Below are 17,666 nucleotides of genomic sequence, written 5' to 3' on the forward strand. Positions count from 1 at the left end.
TCTGGATACCTCTTTACGTCGAGGCTGTCCCGTAATGTGGCGAAATAAAGGCAAATCTGCGACACAATCAAACGAAAGGGACACCGGCTGCGCTGCTCAATCCGAGTCGCCGGACGAGTTCGAGAACGCTCCATGAAACTGCGCGTATTCGGGCATCAGAAATGGCCCCGATGAAGTGATCGCCCGACAAACTCCGCCCCGCCCGCTCCCGGTAGGAGTTCATTAACCTCTCCGCAAAGACGTGCGGGACGGCTCGGCGATCGCTGCCAAAAACCACATAAGAGTGAGCGTCACCGCCACCGATCCAGGATCTTCCAAGGTCGGCACTCTTGTCAGAATGAGGGCTGTGACAAATTTCAGCCCGAATGTAGCGGTCTTTGATAGCGCGCTCCACCGACATTGGTCGCGTTTGTCTTTACGCCTTGGCAGGGGGCGAAATGGTCAAGTCTTGTTACTGGGAGGTCATTCGATACGGCAGCGAACTGCCGCTAACCCGAAGCCCGGCAACTGTCGGCGGCTTGCAATTGTTTGAGAAAGCAGGGGCGAACACATGGCGACGTTCACCGTAATTATCCCATTTTTCCAGAAGGAAGCCGGCATTCTTCGCCGCGCACTGAAATCGATTTTCGATCAAACCTATCAGGACTTCGAGATCGTCATCGTCGACGACGAATCACCCCTACCCGCTGACGTGGAGCTTCAAGGTATTGAAGATGCTTGGAAAACCCGCATCCGCGTGATTCGCCAGCAGAACGGCGGGCCAGGTGCCGCACGCAATACCGGCCTCGACAACGTCCCGGCTTCGACCCGTTTCGCGGCGCTTCTCGATTCGGACGACGTCTGGCTGCCGGATCATCTGAAAAACGCCTTTGAGAGCATGACCGGCTTCGATACCGAGTGCTATTGGGCCTCGATGCAGGCGAGCGACGAGTTCTATTACCACTTCGGCATGGCCGAGCTCGAACAGGCGGAGGGCGGCACGCGGCTTTCCGAAAACCCGCTCCTGATCGAAATGCCGGATCTCGCGAGTGTCATGCTGAAGAACTGGAGTTTCCTGCATCTCTCCTGCATGGTCATCGCCCGGCCGGTCTTCGAGACGGTTCGCTTCGAACCCTCCCTGCGGCTGGCGGCTGAAGACGTGCTGTTCTTCGTCGACTGCATCCTGAAATCGAAGCGAACCCTGCTTTGCGACGAAGAGGGTGCGGCCCGCGGCATGGGCCTCAATATCTTCCACAGCATCGACAATCGCTCTCCGCAGTTCCTGCGACAGCAGTTCAACACCTGGGTGGCGCTCGATACGCTGGAGGAGCGCTTCCGCTCCCGCCCCAGCGACGTCGCCTCAATCGCATCCTACAAGAACACCGCCCGCCGGCAGGCGCTCTGGAGCCAGGCCGGACGAGTGAAACGCCGCCAGGCGCCGGACCTTGGCCTGCTCGCCCGCTGGGTCATGCGCGATCCCGCGCTGATCCGGGCGGCATTCGAACTCGGAGCCGGGAAACTCGGCCGCAGCGCACGCTAAATGCTTGCGTTTCCTTTCAAATTCATCATCCCACGGAGGGCCGCATGAAAGCGTACTACTGGGAATCGCATCACGGCAATTTCGGCGACGATCTCAATCTCTGGCTCTGGGATGCGCTGCTACCCGGCTTTCGGGACGTCCATCCTGAAGTCCTGCTGGTCGGCGTCGGCACGGTCCTCAATCCGGTCCTGCTGCCTGTCGGCCAGAAGAAGCTGGTGATCGGCAGCGGCTACGGTTATGGCACGCCGCCTGATGTCACCGACGCCGCGGAATGGGACGTGCGGACAGTCCGCGGTCCGATGACGGCCGCCAAGCTCGGCATTTCGACCGACAAGGCGATCACCGACCCGGCGGTCATGATCGCCGACATGCCGGAATTCCAGAACCTGCCGAAAATCCACAGGAAAACCTTCATTCCCCATTGGGAATCGGCCGAATTCGGCATGTGGAACGCCGTCTGCGAGCCCGTCGGCCTCACCTATCTCGATCCGCGCGGGGAAGCGAAGTCGGTCATCCGCCATATCGCCCAGTCGGAACTGATCATTGCCGAATCCATGCATGGTGCGATCCTGGCGGATGCGTTCCGGGTTCCCTGGGTGGCCGTCAGCAGCTCCCGTTCCATCAACAATTTCAAATGGAATGACTGGGCCAAATCTGTCGGGACAACATACGAACCTCGCTACGTGCCGGTCTCCACCCGAGCCGAAGCTGTAGCCAAACGCTCGCGTTTCTGGGGCATCAGCTTCGACGGTCAGGAGCAGCCAAGTCAGGCCGCATACGACACTCATGGCGGCGAAGTCATGACCCACCCGGCGCCGTCACAAAGCGGCCTTCGCGGGATGGCGAAACAGTTCCTCGCAGCCCCATCCGTGCTGGCGCTCTGGCAGGCAAGCCGCGCTGAACCGCGGCTCAGCCCCGTCGAGGTTCTGGAGGAGCGCAAGGAGAAATTCCGGGCGATGCTGGAAGGGATCCGCCGCGACTATTTCTGAGCGGCGGGTATGCCGGGCAGAAGATAGCGCATGCCGACCGGCTGTGCCTGCGGTTTGGACGACCTGGCGCGCAGGAGATCGAGCTTGTCGAGGAATATGCCGGTCGCCACGGCCGGCAGGACCTGCGGGTGGGAGAGCAAGTGCCGGATGGCCGCACCGTTCCCCGCCTGCGACTTGATGTCGAGGAAGGCACGCAGTTCGTAGCGGTCGCGCGTATGGTCGCGATGCCGGACGATCACCGCCCGCTCCTCCTCGCTGAGCGCCGGATCGGCAAGGAGCGCGTCGTCCGCCTCGTAGAATTTGCGCAGGTCGTCGGTGCGATGCCGGCCGCTCAGCGAATCCTGGCGCACGATGGCGCCGTAGCCGCAATGCTCGATCACCTTGTAGCGCGCGCCCTTGGCGAGCGCCCGGGCGTAGAAGTCGTAATCCTCGCCGAACCGCATGTTTTCGTCGTAGCGAAGACCATGGGCGTCGAGAAACGCCCGGCTCATCACCGGCTTCAGGAAACCGGTCTCGCCGCGCTTGACCCCGCGCTTGGAAATATTGCCTTCCACGAATTCAGTCAGCGACATGCTCCGCGCCCGCGTCTCGAACCTTTCCGGGCGAATGAATTCGCTTGGCTCGTAGATGAAGGCGATATTGTCGGCAATCAGGTCCCAGCCGTCCTCCGCCAGCATCGGCGCAAACCGGCCCGGAAAAAAGAAGTCGTCGGCATCGAGAATACCGATCAGCGGCGCCGCCGATATGGCAATGGCATGATTGCGGGCAGCAGAGGGTCCGCGATTCTGATCGAACGAGACAACCGTCAGCCGTCCTGACCTATCATCCGATCTGCGCGCGACATCCGCGGTCTCGTCGGTGGAGCCGTCGTCGACCACCACGACTTCGCTGACATGCGCCTCGTTCAAGGCGGATTGAATCGCGATTCCAATGGTTTCAGCGGCGTTTTTGGCCGCGATGATGACGCAGATCGTCTGGGAAGCGTGTTCAACCATAGCCCTCTCCATGTTGCATCCGTCCGCAACTATGGGCTCAGGAAAATGGCCCTCGTGTGAAACTGGCGGAAAAAAGCGTCAGAACGGTCAGGTATCGCCGGCAGGAAGGTTCGGGGCGGCATCGGCACGCAATCCGTCGCGCCGGCTGCCATCCTTGGAGCTTTTGGCAGCCGCGGCAGCATCCGAAGTCGCTCCCGTCTCCCGTATCTGCTTTTCACGGCGAACGAGGTAAAGGACAGCAGCGAAATATCCGGCCTGGATCAGGACTGCACAGATCAGCGTCTGTATAACTGCCGTATAGAACGACCCGGTGATAAGATACGCAGCCACCGCGAACACGATCAGAGTCACTGTCATGCTGATAAAGACGCGTGGCGCGTACATGATCGTTCCTCCCGAACGTGGCTGTTCAGTTCGTGGTTTTTCAGGCTCCTCTCCCGATAAGACAACCATATGAGTCTGCAGGAGAGGATTCAAGTTTTCCGATCTCGATAATGCCAGACTATTGGTGAAACTTTCGTAAGGTCCATGAGGTTCCGAACAAATACTGCGGGCAGCAGGCCCATCTCTATCACAGCGCCACAAGCACTGCGCCTCTCTTTTGCCACATTTATGCCCGGATTCGCCGCTGTTGGAACGAACTCGCCAACCGCAGCTCTCAATTCCCCTCGAACCCGATCAACTTTTGTTACAAAGCTAACTCGAAACCGACAGGCGTTGTTGCGCCGCAGCATTGTATTGCGGCGCAGCAGGAGTGGGCCTTTGGTCCCAGACGCAAGCTACTTTGGTCCCCGTCCCCAAGCAGCTGGGCGATCTATGACTAGGCGGCCGACAGGAGAGAATGCCGGGATAAGTTTGAACCAGGTCGGGAATATTAGCCACTAGACCGCTTTTACACGCCCAGTACAGTATTGACTGCGCTTCCGGCGTATATCTCCCAAGTTGTTCCCGCCCAATCGCGGGTTGGAAACCGCGCCCCGACTCCGGCGGGATGCGGTTGACGGAAAAGTTTGATCTTCATCAAATTGCGAACACAGACTTATTATCACATTAACGCTCAATGACGCGCCGTAATGGCACCGACTATCGCAAAACATAAGTGGAGTTCACTCTATGAAGTCAGCGACACGTTCGGCAGGTTCGCCGTTCTCAACGTCAGACCAAGCCCGCATGACTCTCCCAACTGGGGGCTTGGCAAAACGAAGTTTCGATATCACCGCCGCCGCCCTGGCCCTCATCCTGTTCAGTCCCATCTTCCTGATGATCGCGGCGTTGGTAAAGTTCTCCGACAATGGCCCCATTTTTTATGGACATCGCCGGATCGGCCACAACGGTCGTACCTTCAAATGCCTCAAGTTCCGCACGATGGCCGTGAATGGCGATGAAGTCCTGCGAAACTATCTGAAAGCCAATCCGCAAGCGGCGGAGGAATGGCGAGCGACGCGCAAACTCAAGTTCGATCCCCGGGTGACGGTTGTCGGCACTGTGCTGCGTAAGCTTAGCCTCGACGAACTTCCGCAGCTTCTCAACATCCTGCGTGGCGAAATGAGCGTGGTCGGTCCTCGCCCCGTGGTCGACGAGGAACTGAACCTCTATGACAGCTTTGCGGCTTTCTACCTGAGCACGCGCCCGGGCCTCACCGGTCTGTGGCAGATCAGCGGTCGCAATGACGTTTCCTATGATACCCGCATCGCGTTCGACACCCAATACGTCCAGAACTGGTCGCTGATCGGCGACGTCGCAATCATTGTGAAAACGATTCCCGCCGTCTGCATGGCGCGCGGCAGTTACTGATAGTCCATCCTCTCTGCTGAGGCGCCGGACCGCTTGACGGGATCGGCAAATCTGGCGGCTTCGAGCGCGGACTGGTTCCGCGCCTTTTGAAGGAAAAATCCATGCAGACACAAACCGCCTCCGCGAGGAGCTTGCGTGCGTTATGTTTTCTGGCCGGTGCGATCACAGTCGCTCTGGCCGGGAACGCGACTGCGGGAGAGACCGGTTATCGCCTCGGGGTGATGGACAAGCTTCGCGTCCGCGTCGCCGAGTGGCAGCCGGCCGACGGCACGATCCGCAACTGGGATGCGGTGAGCGGCGACTATACCATCGGGCCGACCGGATCGCTCTCGCTCCCCTTCATCGGCGACCTCCCGGCTGCCGGCAAGACGGCCGGGGAAGTCGCAAAAACCATCGGCGAGGAATTGCGCGGCAAATTCGCGTTGCGCAACCTGCCGTCGGCTTCCGTGGAAATCGCCCAGTTCCGGCCGGTTTTCCTGGCTGGCGACGTGCATACGCCGGGCGAATATCCCTATACCCCCAACCTGACCGTGCTGAAGGCCATCAGCCTCGCCGGCGGTCTTCTCCGGTCTGATTCGGGCCAGCGTTTCGCCCGCGACTTCATCAATGCCCGCGGCGACGCCTCGGTCTACGATTCCCAACGCGGCCGGCTTCTCGCCCGCCGCGCCCGGCTGTTGGCGGAAGTCGCCGGTGCTACCGAATTGAAAGTCCCGCCGGAACTCAAGGACGTCGGCAATGCCGAAAAGCTGATCGCCAGCGAAGTCTCGCTGATGAAATCGCGGCGAGAACGCTACGAGCTTCAGTTGAAGGCTCTCACCGACCTGCGGACGCTGCTCGAAAACGAGGTCCAGTCTCTCAGCCAGAAGACCGACACCCAGAAGCGGCAGCTGCAGCTCGTCAGCGAGGACCGGGAAAAAATGGCGAAGCTGACCGAACAGGGACTGGCGACCTCCAGCCGCCGCATCACCGCCGAGGAAAGGGCCGCGACCATCGAAGCGAACCTCCTTGATATCGACACGTCAATACTTCGCGCCAAGCAGGATATCAACAAGGCGAACCAGGACGAGATCAACCTGCGCAACGACTGGGAAGCCCAGCGCGCCCAGGAGCTGCAGAACACCGAAGCCGAACTCGAAAAGCTCGGATTGCAGCTCGGAACCAGCCGCGAGCTGATGTCGGAAGCCGTGGCTCAATCGGCCGAGGCGCTGAAATTCGACCCTTCGGGCAAGTCCGCCACCATCAAATACACCGTGGTGCGGGACGAGGGCCAGGGGCCGAAAGAGGTCGCCGTCGGCGAAAACGACAAGCTTCTGCCCGGCGATGTTGTCAAGGTCGCTGCTGAACTCCTGATGCAATGAGGATCGCATGAGGATTGCGAAATCTGCGCTGATCGACCCGGCTCGCAATGAAGTCTACGGCGTGGCTGCGGTCGCGCTGTCCTTCTTCGTGTTCGCCTATTCGAGCCGGTTCGGGCAGATTTCGATCCTCGCCTATTATGGCCTCTGGTTCCTGCTGGTAGTTGCCGACTATCGGCAGGCTCTCGGTAATTATCTGAAATATCTTTGGATATTCGGATTTGCGCTGTTCTGCTTCGTCTCCGCCTTCTGGTCGCCCGCCTTCGGCATCTCGCTGCGAACCGCGATACAATACCTGACGCATGTCGTCTGTGCGCTGATCGCCATGCGCACGATCAGCGTGCTGACATTGACCCGCGGTGCGATCCTGGGCACGGCGATCGTGCTCGTCTTCTCCATCCTGTTCGGAACCTACCTCTACGACGCCATTGACGGCAGTTATAGTTTCGTCGGAGCCTTCTCCTCGAAGAACCAGCTCGGTTTCTACGCTTCGCTCGGCCTTTTCTTCGCCGCGTCCTATCTGCTCATCTGGCGGCAGAAAGGCCCCTGGTTGATGGCGTCGGGCGGCGTCGGCCTGCTCAGCGCCTATTGCCTTCTCGCCTCGCAGTCGGCGACCTCTGCCATTACGACCGCCGGCGTCTTGGCGCTCTGCGCCGGTTATATGCCGGTCGCACAGCTTTCCCCCAATCACCGCAAGCTGCTGGTCTCCGGGCTGGTGGTGGTCGGCGTGGTCGCGATCATCGGAGCGCTGCAGATGGGCGCTGTCGATGCCGTTCTCGGCATCTTTGGCAAGGATTCGACGCTGACGGGACGGACCTATCTCTGGCAGCAGGGAATCGAGGCGATCCGCGACAACCCGATTCTCGGCACCGGTTATCAGGGTTACTGGGTTCCCGGCTTCGCCGATGCCGAGAGGCTATGGGATGATTTCTTCATCACGGCCCGTAGCGGCTTTCATTTCCACAACACGTTCATCGAAGTCACCGTCGAGACCGGCCTGATCGGGCTCGCCCTATTGTGCATGATCATGTTGATAAACGTCTTCGGCCATCTGAGCGCGATGCTGAGCCACAATCGCGATCCCGCGTCGACGCTGTTATGCGCGCTGAGTGTTCTGTTGCTGATCAGGGCCTTCGTCGAAGTCGACGTACTTTTCCCCTACCAGATCGGTTCATTCCTGATGTTCTACGCGGCCGGCCGGTTGACCCTTCGCCAGAAGTCCACCGTGTTGACCTCTCATCCCGTTGGAGGCTGGCGGACCGTTACCGCTTGAGCTTTTCGAAGAGGTGCTCGGCGAGCCGGAGCGCCAGCGCCACGGCCGGCAGTGTCGGATTGGCATGGCCTCCTGTCGGGAACAGGCCGCTGCCGGCGAGATAAAGATTGCCGATGCCATGCACGCGGCAATTGGCATCCGTGACGCCATCATCGGGTGTATCGGACATGCGGCTGAGGCCGATCTGGTGATAACCGTCGAATGCCTGGCTCAGCACGGCCTGCCGCCGCTGGGCAGCATCATGCAGATATTCCAGCCGACCGACCCCGGTTCGACGTAACCACGTATCGAGAATCTCGTGCGATTTCAGGACCGAACTGACGTCCTGTTCGACCACTTGATAATCGACGACAAGGGCGGCCTGCCTGCCCGCTCCACCCTGTTGAAGGTGGACCCGGCTTTCCGGATTGGGCACCTGTTCGGCATGGTAGCGAAGCAGATAACGACCTTTCGGATTGATCAGCGTACGCCACGGCTCGATGCGCCTCTCCAACATATTGAGAAGCGACCCGAACAGATCGAATACCAGGCGGCGATCGGCGCGGATATTCCGCCAATGCTGCCGGCGGTCGATATTCTCAGGCCCCTTAGCCGTCGGTGCCAGGCCATTCGAGAGACGGCGGTAGAGGCCGAACATTTTCAGGAACAGATAGATCAGCGACAGCGCGCCGGAGGCATGCGCGGGGTCGGCGACCGAAATTGCGTCGATCCAGAAGACGCAGTTGAGAAGCCCCTCCTCTGCCTGGATCTCCGGTACGATCTGCAGCCTGCGACGAAAGACATAGTTTTCGTCGTCGACATTGAAGGCGAAATGGCTCGCGCGCCCGGGCTTGTCGAATTGCAGCATGGCAATATAGCCTGTGAGATGCCCTTGATAAAAACGGCCGAGCGGACCGCCCGTACCACCCAATGCCTCTGGCTGCCTCTCCCGCAGAGCAAGCAGCAGGCGGGCATTTTCCAGCCCTCCTCCGGCAAGCACGAAAGTCCTTGCCGTAATCTGGCCTTCCCGCCCTCCGCGTGAGGTGGCGAGAGCTTCGACAAGTCCACCAGAACGATCGAGTGTAATCCCGGTGACGATCGTGTTCACGAGACGAATACGCTTGGAAGCCTTGAGCCGCTCTCTGTAAACCGGGCCAAGATCCGGAGACCGGCTCCATCGCTCCAGAGCGTTCGTATCGACCCCATGGTCGGAAACGTCGATCGCCTCAAAAGCAGGCTCGGCGGCATTGCAATTGAGAAATGTCAGCGCCTCCCGGTAGTGGCGGCGAAGCTCCTCGTGAGAAATAGGCCAGCCGGAAAAGGGCACATGATCTCGCTTCTGTAGATCGATATCGTCGAAGGTAACGCACCGGCCGCCCCAGAGCGCGGAAGCTCCGCCGATGCCTGGCCGGGACATCGCCATCGAAGCTGCATGATGGCCGTTGGTGAATTCGATACCACCGGCACCGGCATCATCCGTTGCTCCGCCAGCACCCATCTCGACAAGGGTTACCGAGAGCCCCAACTCCTCCAACTTGAAGGCGAGTGCCAACCCGACGGGGCCGGCGCCGACGATGCAGACATCCGTCGTCTCAGTATCTGCTGAAGCCATGTATGCCTTTGAGAGAGAACCTTGGATTACCAGCACATAGAGCATGCCGGCAGAAAGGGAACCGCCCATGCACCGCTAGAAGCTGACCGCCTTCGGCTCGATGGCCACCAACCGGCCGCCGTCGATCTTGTAAAGCCCGATCCTGCGCTCCGCCATACCACTCGGCGTAAAGCGGAACAGACCCGTAACCCCTCGAAAACCGGTCTTTGTCGTCAGCATTTCCGACGTCAGTGCCGCAGCACCCTTGCCTCTGACGATGCCGGCAGCGACCGCGATACTGTCGTAACCCTCGGCGGCATAGACCGAGAGCGAACGCTTGTTGAAACGACGATAGCGCTCGCCGATCAACAGGGAAGCATCCGGATCGACCGCTGCGATGATGACGCCGCTGGCTGCCGGATCGGAATAAAGCTCCATCGGCCAGTGGCTGGTTCCGACAACGGCCAGTTTGGCGAAAGAGGCCCTGACACCCTTCAAGATAGGCCCGATCGCCGCAGAATCACCCATCAGCACCAGGGCACCGGCATCATCGAGCAAAGCCTTGTTGCGGGTAAGCAGGTCACCAAGCGGCGCGGCTGGATCATAACGAACCACGCCGATCAGCGCACCGCCGGCCTGGGTGACGGCCGATCTTAGGCGCTCTTCGTCAACGCCGGCTATGCTGTTGGGCGTCAGAACGACAACTCTCTTGTGGCCGGAAGCGATGACCGGGTGCACACCCCGAGCAACGCTCGCCACTTCGTCAAACCCGAAATTGAAGACTTTCGCGCCGGTTACAGGACTTGAAAGATTGATCAGCGGCGGTCGCTGATCGGCCGGAATGGCGGCAATCGCCGCCGTCGTCGCCTGCGGCGCATAACTGATCAGCAGACCGGAATTGCGTGCCTTGGCAGCTGCGAGCGCCGCAGCCACCGTAGTTGGCCCTCCCGCCACGTCGACCACCTTGATCTTCATCACAGCGGCATCGTCAAGTTCGCCGATGGCAAGCGCCGCACCGTCGCGTATGTCGCGCGCGGCGCCCTCATAGACGCCGTTCGGCGCCTTTGTCAGAAGCAGCGTAATTTCCGTCGAGCCCCGGCCGAATGTTTCCTCAACCATGGACGGCGGCGGCTTCAGCGCCTTGTCGTCCAGAACCTTATCGGCGACGGACGAGGACTCGCAGCCGGAGAGAACGGCGGCAGCAAACAGACTTAGCAGCCATAAGCGTACCGGACGCAGGCGCATCGTCATCCGGAAGGTTTTATGAGCAATGTCGGCGAGATCTGAACAGTAAAAAAATGAACGTCCCTGGGGCATTTCGTGGACCACTCTGCGGCCTTCTTGATTGTCGCGGCGGCATGCTAGCCCAGACAAAACTCATTAACAAGCGCCCACGTATGAATATAAAATTTTATGCTTTTTCTCTCAAATAACTTATTTATAGATTATCTATCTTCAAAAACCAGAAATTCAGGCGGCTTTGCTAACTTCTCCTCAACAAGGGAGACAGAAAATGGCAAACAAAAAGAATACGCTGAAAGCCGCAGTCGTCGCCACACTAGTATTACCATTCATTGCTTCAACAGCACTATCCGCCCCCATGAACAAGCAACAATTTCAGATCAATACCGGATCAACGGTATCGATCATCGGAAGTCATTTTCTTGAATATCTTCCGAAGCCGCTTTCCATCATGGCTTCGCTTGCATTCGGAAACGTACAGGTTGCCGCAGCATTTCAGACATTCAGCGAGCTCGGCTCGAAGATCGCTCTGCCTGCGGCAAGACCTGCGAACGTGACCGAGGTCGCAATTAAGCCGGCCGACCTTTACCCGTCCCGGCGAGTAGAACCAGCACCGTCCAACGGCGCCGTGTTCGATACGGTCGCTATTCCTTTCAAGCGGCTTGCCGCCTTGAAGAAGCTCGCTCCGGCTCTCGAAGAGATGGACAATGGCACTGCAGTGAAATGCAACGGCAAGGGCTGCAGCCCTGCCTTTGCCGCCATCCAGCTTGTCGGCATGAACACGTCGCAATCGTCGCTCCGCGACAAGCTCAATGCTGTCAACGCCGCGGTGAACCAGTCCATCCGCTACCGCACCGACCAGGACGCCTACAAGGTCGCTGACCGCTGGAGCACTCCGCAGGAAACGCTCAGCCTCCAGCAGGGCGACTGCGAAGATTTCGCGATCCTCAAGATGGCGGCGCTTCGTGCGGAAGGCATCGATCCCAACCAGATGTCGATCGTCGTCCTGTTCGACCAGAAACGCCACTTTTACCATGCCATTCTCTCGGTCGAAGCCGGCGGCAAGTTCTTCATTCTCGACAACATGCGCAATCAGGTTCTCCTGGACACCCAGCTTCCCGACTATATGCCGCTCTACTCCATCAAAGGCGGCAAGGGCTTCCTGCATGGCTCACGCCGCAAGGACCAGAACGTGGCGATGGTGACGCCGCTGGAAAAGATTGCGCCGGGCGAAGGCGCCAACTTCTAAGCTCTCCCATGGCCGGCGCGCGTTACGCTCCGGCCTTAAACCTTGAGAACATCAATAACGGGAAATATAGCCGACCAGCATCGGCTTTTCGTGTGCCGGGGCAAGGGCCAGATTGATCTGACCCTTGATGACCTGCCTGGCGCAGGAGATCGTGAAGCCGGTATTCAAGGTCTTGCCACGGTTCATCTGCAGCGTATCCATGGCATCCTCGATCTGCGTGTCGATCGAGAACTTCAAGGTCTTCATCAGCTGCGACGTATCCTCCCCCACCAACCGCTGCCGAAGCATGACCAGAAACGGCTCGTTGAAGAATTGCAGGCGCTTTTCACGTGTCAACACCACCGTCGGCGACGGTGAAGCCTGGACCAGCGCGTTGAGATTTTCGAGCGACGAGACATCCTCGACCGTCGCCAGCCGCCCAAGCGCCCATTTAAGGCTGAGGACGCGCAGCAACGAGGTGAGATTGCCCGCTTCCGGCATCTGGGCCGCAGTGTACTGAACCAGATCGCCCGTGGTTATCTTGCCCGCCGCCGACATCCGGCTGAGGCCTTCCCAATAGATCTTCTCAAGCCTGATACCACGGCGCTCGCCATTGCGCGCGACAACCGCGCGAAAACGCGGCTCGACTTCTTCCTTGTCGATGATCGGCAGCGGGTCGCCCGCAGGTTCGATGACGGACATTGAAAGCGCACCTGATTTCATTGGAGGCCTCTACCGCTCGGTAAGCGCATCGGAACGCGCCCGATTGATAGGCTTCATAAGGTAGCTGAGGACTGTCTTGCGGCCCGTCATGATTTCCGCGGACGCGATCATGCCAGGGATGATCGGATAGGACTTGCCGTTGCGTTCCAGCTCCGATTTGTTGGTCTTGACCTGAACGAGGTAGTAAGTCTCGCCCTTTTCCTTCTCGACAATACTGTCAGCGGAAACGTTGGTCACTTCGCCTTCGAGTCCGCCAAAGATCGCGAAATCATAGGCCGTGATCTTGACGATCGCCGGTTGCCCGCGGCGGACGAACGCAACGTCGCGTGGCGATATCCGCGCTTCGATCAGCAGCGTATCGGCCGTCGGGACAATTCCGGCAACCACACGGCCCGGATCCACGTAAGCGCCGATCGTGTTGACTTCCAGGGTATTGACGATGCCGTCGACCGGCGAGCGAATGTCGGTACGCTTGACGCGGTCCGAAGCACCGCGGATCGTTTGGTCGATGACCGAGAGCTCTGCGAGAGCTTGCGCCTTGTCGGTGAGGGCCTGTTGACGAACCGCCAATGAAATTTCACCCACCTGGAGTTTTGCTTCATCGACAGCACCACGAAGGCGTATCAGGCTTTCCTGATAGACCTTGAGCTGACCCTGCTGGTCCGTAAGCTGGCTTTCGATCGTCAGAAGCTGCGTCTGCGAGACCAGCCCCTTTTTAGCGAGAGGACCGTAAAGATCGCGCTGCCGCATCGAGGAGGCGATATTCTGTTCAAGCCGATCGATATTGGCATTGGCTTCGCTGAGTTCGTTCTGACGCTGCTTCACGCGCTCCTGGAGCACATCGAACTTGTTCTTGTAGCTGGCCTTGTTTGCCGAAAACAGCCGATCTTCGTTGTCGCAGACGTTCTTGGCGACCTTCAAGACATCCGCCGGACATACGAACGGCTGGTCGTACTCGCCTTTTTCTTCCATCTGTAACCGTGCGATCTTCGCACCGATCGCCCTTGCCTTGGCAACCGATTCCCCGAGCGTCGATTCGGTTGTCGTATTGTTCAGCTGAACGATCAGATCGCCTTTGCGAACCACCTGGCCGACCTGAACCGCAATGTCCTGCACAACCCCGGCTTCGGATGACTGGATGATCTGGGTTTTGGAAATGGGAATGACCTTGCCTTCGCCCCGGGCGATCTCGTCGATCTCCGCAAGTGCGGCCCAGGCAAGGAATGTCGCCATGCAGGCGGCCACCAGCCCGACCAGCATGCGAGCGAAGAACGGAGGATTGTCGTGAACGCCTCTGCTCACGGCTTTGCTCCCTTGCGCTGCATTGCCTCGAGCACGGCAGCCTTCGGCCCGTCGGCAACGATGCGGCCCTTGTCGATCACCACCAGCCGTTCGCACAGTTCCAGCATGCTGAAACGGTGCGTGGCGATCAGCAGCGTCGTGTCGCGGCTGAATGCGGTCGAGAGCTTGGCGAGCAGGTGGCGCTCGCTCGCAAGATCCATGGCGCCTGATGGCTCGTCAAGAAAGACAATCTTCGGCTTGGTCAGCAGCAGGCGCGCGATCGCCAGGGCCTGTTTCTGGCCGCTGGAGAGATTGCTGCCGCGTTCGCCGACCGGCATGTCGAAACCGCGCGGATGGTTGGAAACGAACTCGTCGACGCCGGTCATCTGCGACACGTGGAGCAATTCCTCGTCCGTCGCATCGGCGCGGCCGATCAGCAGGTTTTCCTTCACCGTCCCCGAAAACAGATCGGATGATTGCCCGGCCACTGCCACCGCCGAGCGGACTTCCGACATGTGATACTGGCGAATATCGACGCCGTCGATCAGCAGGCGACCGTCGGACGGCAGGAAGAGGCCGTCGAGAAGGCGGCCGAGCGTCGTTTTGCCCGAGCCGATGCGGCCGATGATCCCGACCCGCTCGCCAGGAGCGACGGTCAGCGAAAGCTGATTGATGACCTTGTAGTCAGAGCCCGGATACTGAAAGGAAACGTTCTGGAAGCTGAAGCCGCCCCGCTTGATCTCGCGGTTCACGAAACCCACCGTGGAGGGACGATCCTCCGGCTGTTCCATGATCTTGTCGAGGATCTTGAGCGACGTCATCGCCTGCCGGAACCGGGCAAGCGCCATGGCGATCTGGCCGAGCGGCGCCCCCGCACGGCCTGCCAGCATGACGGTCGCGATGATCGCGCCCATTGCCAGATGGCCCTCGGAAAACTCGTAGGTACCGGCGATCACGATCAGGACGCTAACCATCTGCTGGACAAGATTGGTGAGGTTCACCGCATTCGAAGAGACATGCTTGATTTCTTCGCTGGTGCGGCTCGAGAGCTTCATCAGTTCCTGCCAGCGACGCAGCATGCCCGCTTCGGCGCGAAGGCTCTTCACGGTCTCGATCGTCGAAATCGTCTCGACCAGCAGCGACTGACGGCGTGACGCCTCGTTGGTGGCCGCTGCCATGCGGTGACCGATCTTGGCCTGGGCATGCAGGCCGATCAGCACTGACAGCAGCAAGGCTACCGACGGGATCACCACAAGCCAGCCGGAAAGCGTGTAGATCACGATCAGGAAGATGAACACGAACGCCGTATCGATCAGCAGGCCGACCGTGTTGGACGTGAAGAATTCACGGACGAACTCGTACTGCGTGACACGGTTGGCATATTCGCCCGTCGATAACGGACGCGAAGCGAGCGTCGAATTCAACACCTTGTCGAAGATCATCTGGGACAGGCGCAAATCCGCGTTTCGCCCGGCATGGTCGATGAGGGCGGCACGGGCGGTCTTCAGCAGGAAATCGAACGTGTAGGCAAGCGTAATGCCGATGGCGAGCACCCAAAGCGTCGGAAACGCCTTGTTGGGAAGCACGCGGTCGTAGACGTTCATCGTGAACAGCGGCGAGCCGAGCGCAATCAGATTGATGAACAGCGCAGCCATGATGACGCGGATATAGGTGCGCCAATAGGGAACCAGCGCCCGCAACAGCCAGTGGCGGCGCTCGATTTCTCCGGCTGTACCAACCGAGGCATGCTCGGACGCGTTCTGATAATAAAGAGTGAAGGCAAAACCGAAGCTCGGCTTCAGGGCCACGAGTTCCTGACGCGTCAGCTTGACGGGATTTCCCGAGGCCGGAACGAGATCCGTGATGTAGTTTCCATCGGGATCGGTTTCGAGTAGCGGCAGCACGCCGCCGTTCTCGAAGACGATGATGGCCGGGCAGTCGAAATTGCCCTCGCGACACTCGCGTTCGCCGTGGCGGATGACTTCCAGCCCGATACGCTGGGCAAGGTGTTCGACATCGTCCAGTTCCAGAGATTCGGAAACCTCATCCGGCAATCCGGAGAACAGGACGATGTCTGACGTCGGGCGCCCGTAAAAGCTCGCAACAGACCTGAATGCAGTTTTAAATGTCCGAAACGGCGTAGTATCTGCGTGGTCGAGCTTTACGTTGAGCATTTGGTCCTTGCCAATCCGTTACTGTCGGATCGGCGCCAGGAGATCCATGGGCATGCCAGCCTTTTGACGGGAGTCAACTTCGACATAGCCAGGATTCGTGACGCCACCCGGGACAGCAAACTCATTCCGGGCATACGCCTCAGCCTGGCCGACCGGCTTCAGCTTCATCGATTGAAGCAGACTGCCGGATGCGGCCAGGATCTTGTATTCGGCGAAAAGGGAAGCAAATCGTGCGGTTTCCGCAAGAATACTGGTGTTGAAACGGGTATTCTGAGCATCCAGCACATCGAGAAGCGAACGCTGATTGACCTTGAACTGTTCGCGATACGAGGTGACAAGGCTGCCGTTCGTCGAGGACTGGCGCGCCAGGATCCCGGCCAGTTCGCCGCGGCCGCTACGCTCGTTCCACGCGGAGCGAATGGATTCTTCGACCTCGCGATGGGCCTGGGCCAAACCGTAACGCTGCTCGCTGGCGCGACGGATCTGCTCCTGCTCGCGCGCCTGATCGATACCACCGCGATAGAGGTTCCAGCGGGCGGTCACGCCGACCTGAACGTCGTTGGTATTGCCCTGGTTGCCATCGATGTCGTTGCCGACCCGCGCACTGCCCTGAAGATCGACCTTCGGCAGATAGTTGGCGCGCGAGCCACGCACACCGGCATCCGCCGCATCGACATCGGCATCCGCCGCATGAATCTGCGGGCTGTTTTTCTTGGCGATGAAGATCGTATCGTTGAGCGTCTTCGGAATGAACTTCGCGAGCGATACCGGCGCCTTCACAGGGCCGATCGGCTCGCCGACCGTCTTCAGGAAACGGATCTTCGTAAGTTCCAGCTCTTCCTGGGCTTCGCGCAACCGGGCACGTGCCGCCTCGAGTCGCTCGCGGCCTTGCAGACGATCGGCGTCGGTCAGCGCACCACCCTGGATGCTGGCACCGATATCGCCGAGGATCTGATTGTGGGCAGCAACGTTCTGCTGAGCAATAGCGACGATCTTGGACTGAAGGATATACTCGAGATAATCTTGAGTGACCTGAAGAGCCAGCGACTCGGACCGCTCAACAACGCGGAACGAAGCGCCATCAACGCGCGATGCCTGCTGCTCGACCTGAGAACGGCGACTACCGCCGTCAAACAACGTTTGAGTAATCGTCAGGCTCGCATCGGACCCTTTGAAGTTTTCATAGTCGCGGGTAAGCGTACCTGTACTGCTGTTCGACAGTCTACGCCGGCTTACACCTGCCTGCAAATCTATCGAAGGAAGATAAAGGCCGCGTGCCTGCCTCAACTCGAACTCCACAGCCTCGCGGTTTTCCACCGCCTGCATGATCTGTGGGTTCGTTTTCAAGGTTTTTGCTACCGCTTCATCAAGCGTCATTGCATTGGCAGGCGCGCTAAACACGATCCCCAAAGCTACAGTCGCCAACAGCGTCGCCAAAATTCTTTTGCTCTTAAACAATCGGAAGCCCCTCGCCGATCTAAATCCCATTACGGCATTCATATACTGCGGCGATTTCGTTGGGA

Annotated in this window: 14 protein-coding genes; 6 read left to right on the forward strand and 8 right to left on the reverse strand. The window is 59.4% G+C overall.

Annotated elements, in window-relative coordinates:
- Positions 1 to 550: 550 nt before the first annotated feature.
- Positions 551 to 1,519 (forward strand): glycosyltransferase family 2 protein, encoded by a 969-nt coding sequence (locus MOV63_RS07725; RefSeq protein WP_247033107.1) that lies wholly within the window; start codon positions 551 to 553, stop codon positions 1,517 to 1,519.
- A 44-nt stretch (positions 1,520 to 1,563) separates the two neighbouring features.
- The gene (locus MOV63_RS07730; protein WP_038545951.1) at positions 1,564 to 2,508 is read left to right on the forward strand and encodes a polysaccharide pyruvyl transferase family protein; all 945 of its coding nucleotides are present in this window, start codon (positions 1,564 to 1,566) and stop codon (positions 2,506 to 2,508) included.
- On the opposite strand, the gene MOV63_RS07735 is transcribed toward MOV63_RS07730, so the two are convergent.
- Both MOV63_RS07735 and MOV63_RS32760 read right to left on the reverse strand, forming a co-directional pair.
- Positions 2,499 to 3,503, reverse strand: a complete 1,005-nt coding sequence (locus MOV63_RS07735; RefSeq protein WP_247033109.1) for a glycosyltransferase family 2 protein — start codon at positions 3,501 to 3,503, stop codon at positions 2,499 to 2,501. The two genes, MOV63_RS07730 and MOV63_RS07735, sit on opposite strands and share 10 nt — an antisense overlap.
- 87 nt (positions 3,504 to 3,590) lie before the next feature.
- On the reverse strand, positions 3,591 to 3,887 hold the full coding sequence (locus tag MOV63_RS32760; protein ID WP_293405476.1) for an exopolysaccharide production repressor protein: 297 nt from the start codon (positions 3,885 to 3,887) through the stop codon (positions 3,591 to 3,593).
- A gap of 729 nt (positions 3,888 to 4,616) precedes the next feature.
- Here MOV63_RS32760 and MOV63_RS07745 point away from each other — a divergent pair.
- The 3 genes from MOV63_RS07745 (at position 4,617) to MOV63_RS07755 (ending at position 7,925) form a co-directional block, all read left to right on the forward strand.
- Positions 4,617 to 5,297, forward strand: coding sequence for a sugar transferase (locus MOV63_RS07745; protein WP_038545957.1), 681 nt, complete (start codon positions 4,617 to 4,619; stop codon positions 5,295 to 5,297).
- A 101-nt stretch (positions 5,298 to 5,398) separates the two neighbouring features.
- Positions 5,399 to 6,655 carry a polysaccharide biosynthesis/export family protein gene (locus MOV63_RS07750; protein ID WP_247033111.1) on the forward strand — a complete coding sequence of 419 codons (1,257 nt, stop codon included), beginning with the start codon at positions 5,399 to 5,401 and terminating at the stop codon, positions 6,653 to 6,655.
- A 7-nt stretch (positions 6,656 to 6,662) separates the two neighbouring features.
- Positions 6,663 to 7,925: an O-antigen ligase gene (locus MOV63_RS07755; RefSeq protein WP_247033113.1), complete on the forward strand. Its 1,263-nt coding sequence runs from the start codon at positions 6,663 to 6,665 to the stop codon at positions 7,923 to 7,925.
- On the opposite strand, the gene MOV63_RS07760 is transcribed toward MOV63_RS07755, so the two are convergent.
- Positions 7,915 to 9,516 carry an FAD-dependent oxidoreductase gene (locus MOV63_RS07760; protein WP_247033115.1) on the reverse strand — a complete coding sequence of 534 codons (1,602 nt, stop codon included), beginning with the start codon at positions 9,514 to 9,516 and terminating at the stop codon, positions 7,915 to 7,917. The two genes, MOV63_RS07755 and MOV63_RS07760, sit on opposite strands and share 11 nt — an antisense overlap.
- Before the next feature lie 75 nt (positions 9,517 to 9,591).
- Positions 9,592 to 10,746 (reverse strand): hypothetical protein, encoded by a 1,155-nt coding sequence (locus tag MOV63_RS07765; RefSeq protein ID WP_247033117.1) that lies wholly within the window; start codon positions 10,744 to 10,746, stop codon positions 9,592 to 9,594.
- Between the two features lie 262 nt (positions 10,747 to 11,008).
- Here MOV63_RS07765 and MOV63_RS07770 point away from each other — a divergent pair, with 262 nt between their 5' ends.
- Positions 11,009 to 11,986 (forward strand): transglutaminase-like cysteine peptidase, encoded by a 978-nt coding sequence (locus MOV63_RS07770; RefSeq protein ID WP_247033118.1) that lies wholly within the window; start codon positions 11,009 to 11,011, stop codon positions 11,984 to 11,986.
- Positions 11,987 to 12,037: 51 nt separating this feature from the next.
- Here MOV63_RS07770 and MOV63_RS07775 read toward each other — a convergent pair whose 3' ends face one another.
- From MOV63_RS07775 to MOV63_RS07790, 4 genes are read right to left on the reverse strand one after another with little or no spacing between them, the layout of a single operon-like run.
- Complete coding sequence (locus MOV63_RS07775) at positions 12,038 to 12,667, reverse strand: ribbon-helix-helix domain-containing protein (RefSeq protein WP_244446577.1); 630 nt, start codon at positions 12,665 to 12,667, stop codon at positions 12,038 to 12,040.
- 30 nt (positions 12,668 to 12,697) lie between these two features.
- Entirely contained in the window at positions 12,698 to 13,948 is a 1,251-nt protein-coding gene (locus MOV63_RS07780) for an HlyD family type I secretion periplasmic adaptor subunit (RefSeq protein ID WP_247033172.1), read from the reverse strand.
- Between the two features lie 38 nt (positions 13,949 to 13,986).
- The gene (locus MOV63_RS07785) at positions 13,987 to 16,143 is read right to left on the reverse strand and encodes a type I secretion system permease/ATPase (RefSeq protein WP_038545971.1); all 2,157 of its coding nucleotides are present in this window, start codon (positions 16,141 to 16,143) and stop codon (positions 13,987 to 13,989) included.
- 18 nt (positions 16,144 to 16,161) lie between these two features.
- Positions 16,162 to 17,601, reverse strand: a complete 1,440-nt coding sequence (locus MOV63_RS07790) for a TolC family outer membrane protein (protein WP_157885177.1) — start codon at positions 17,599 to 17,601, stop codon at positions 16,162 to 16,164.
- Positions 17,602 to 17,666: the final 65 nt, after the last annotated feature.

This window comes from Neorhizobium sp. SHOUNA12A (assembly GCF_023006505.1).
GTDB lineage: Bacteria > Pseudomonadota > Alphaproteobacteria > Rhizobiales > Rhizobiaceae > Neorhizobium.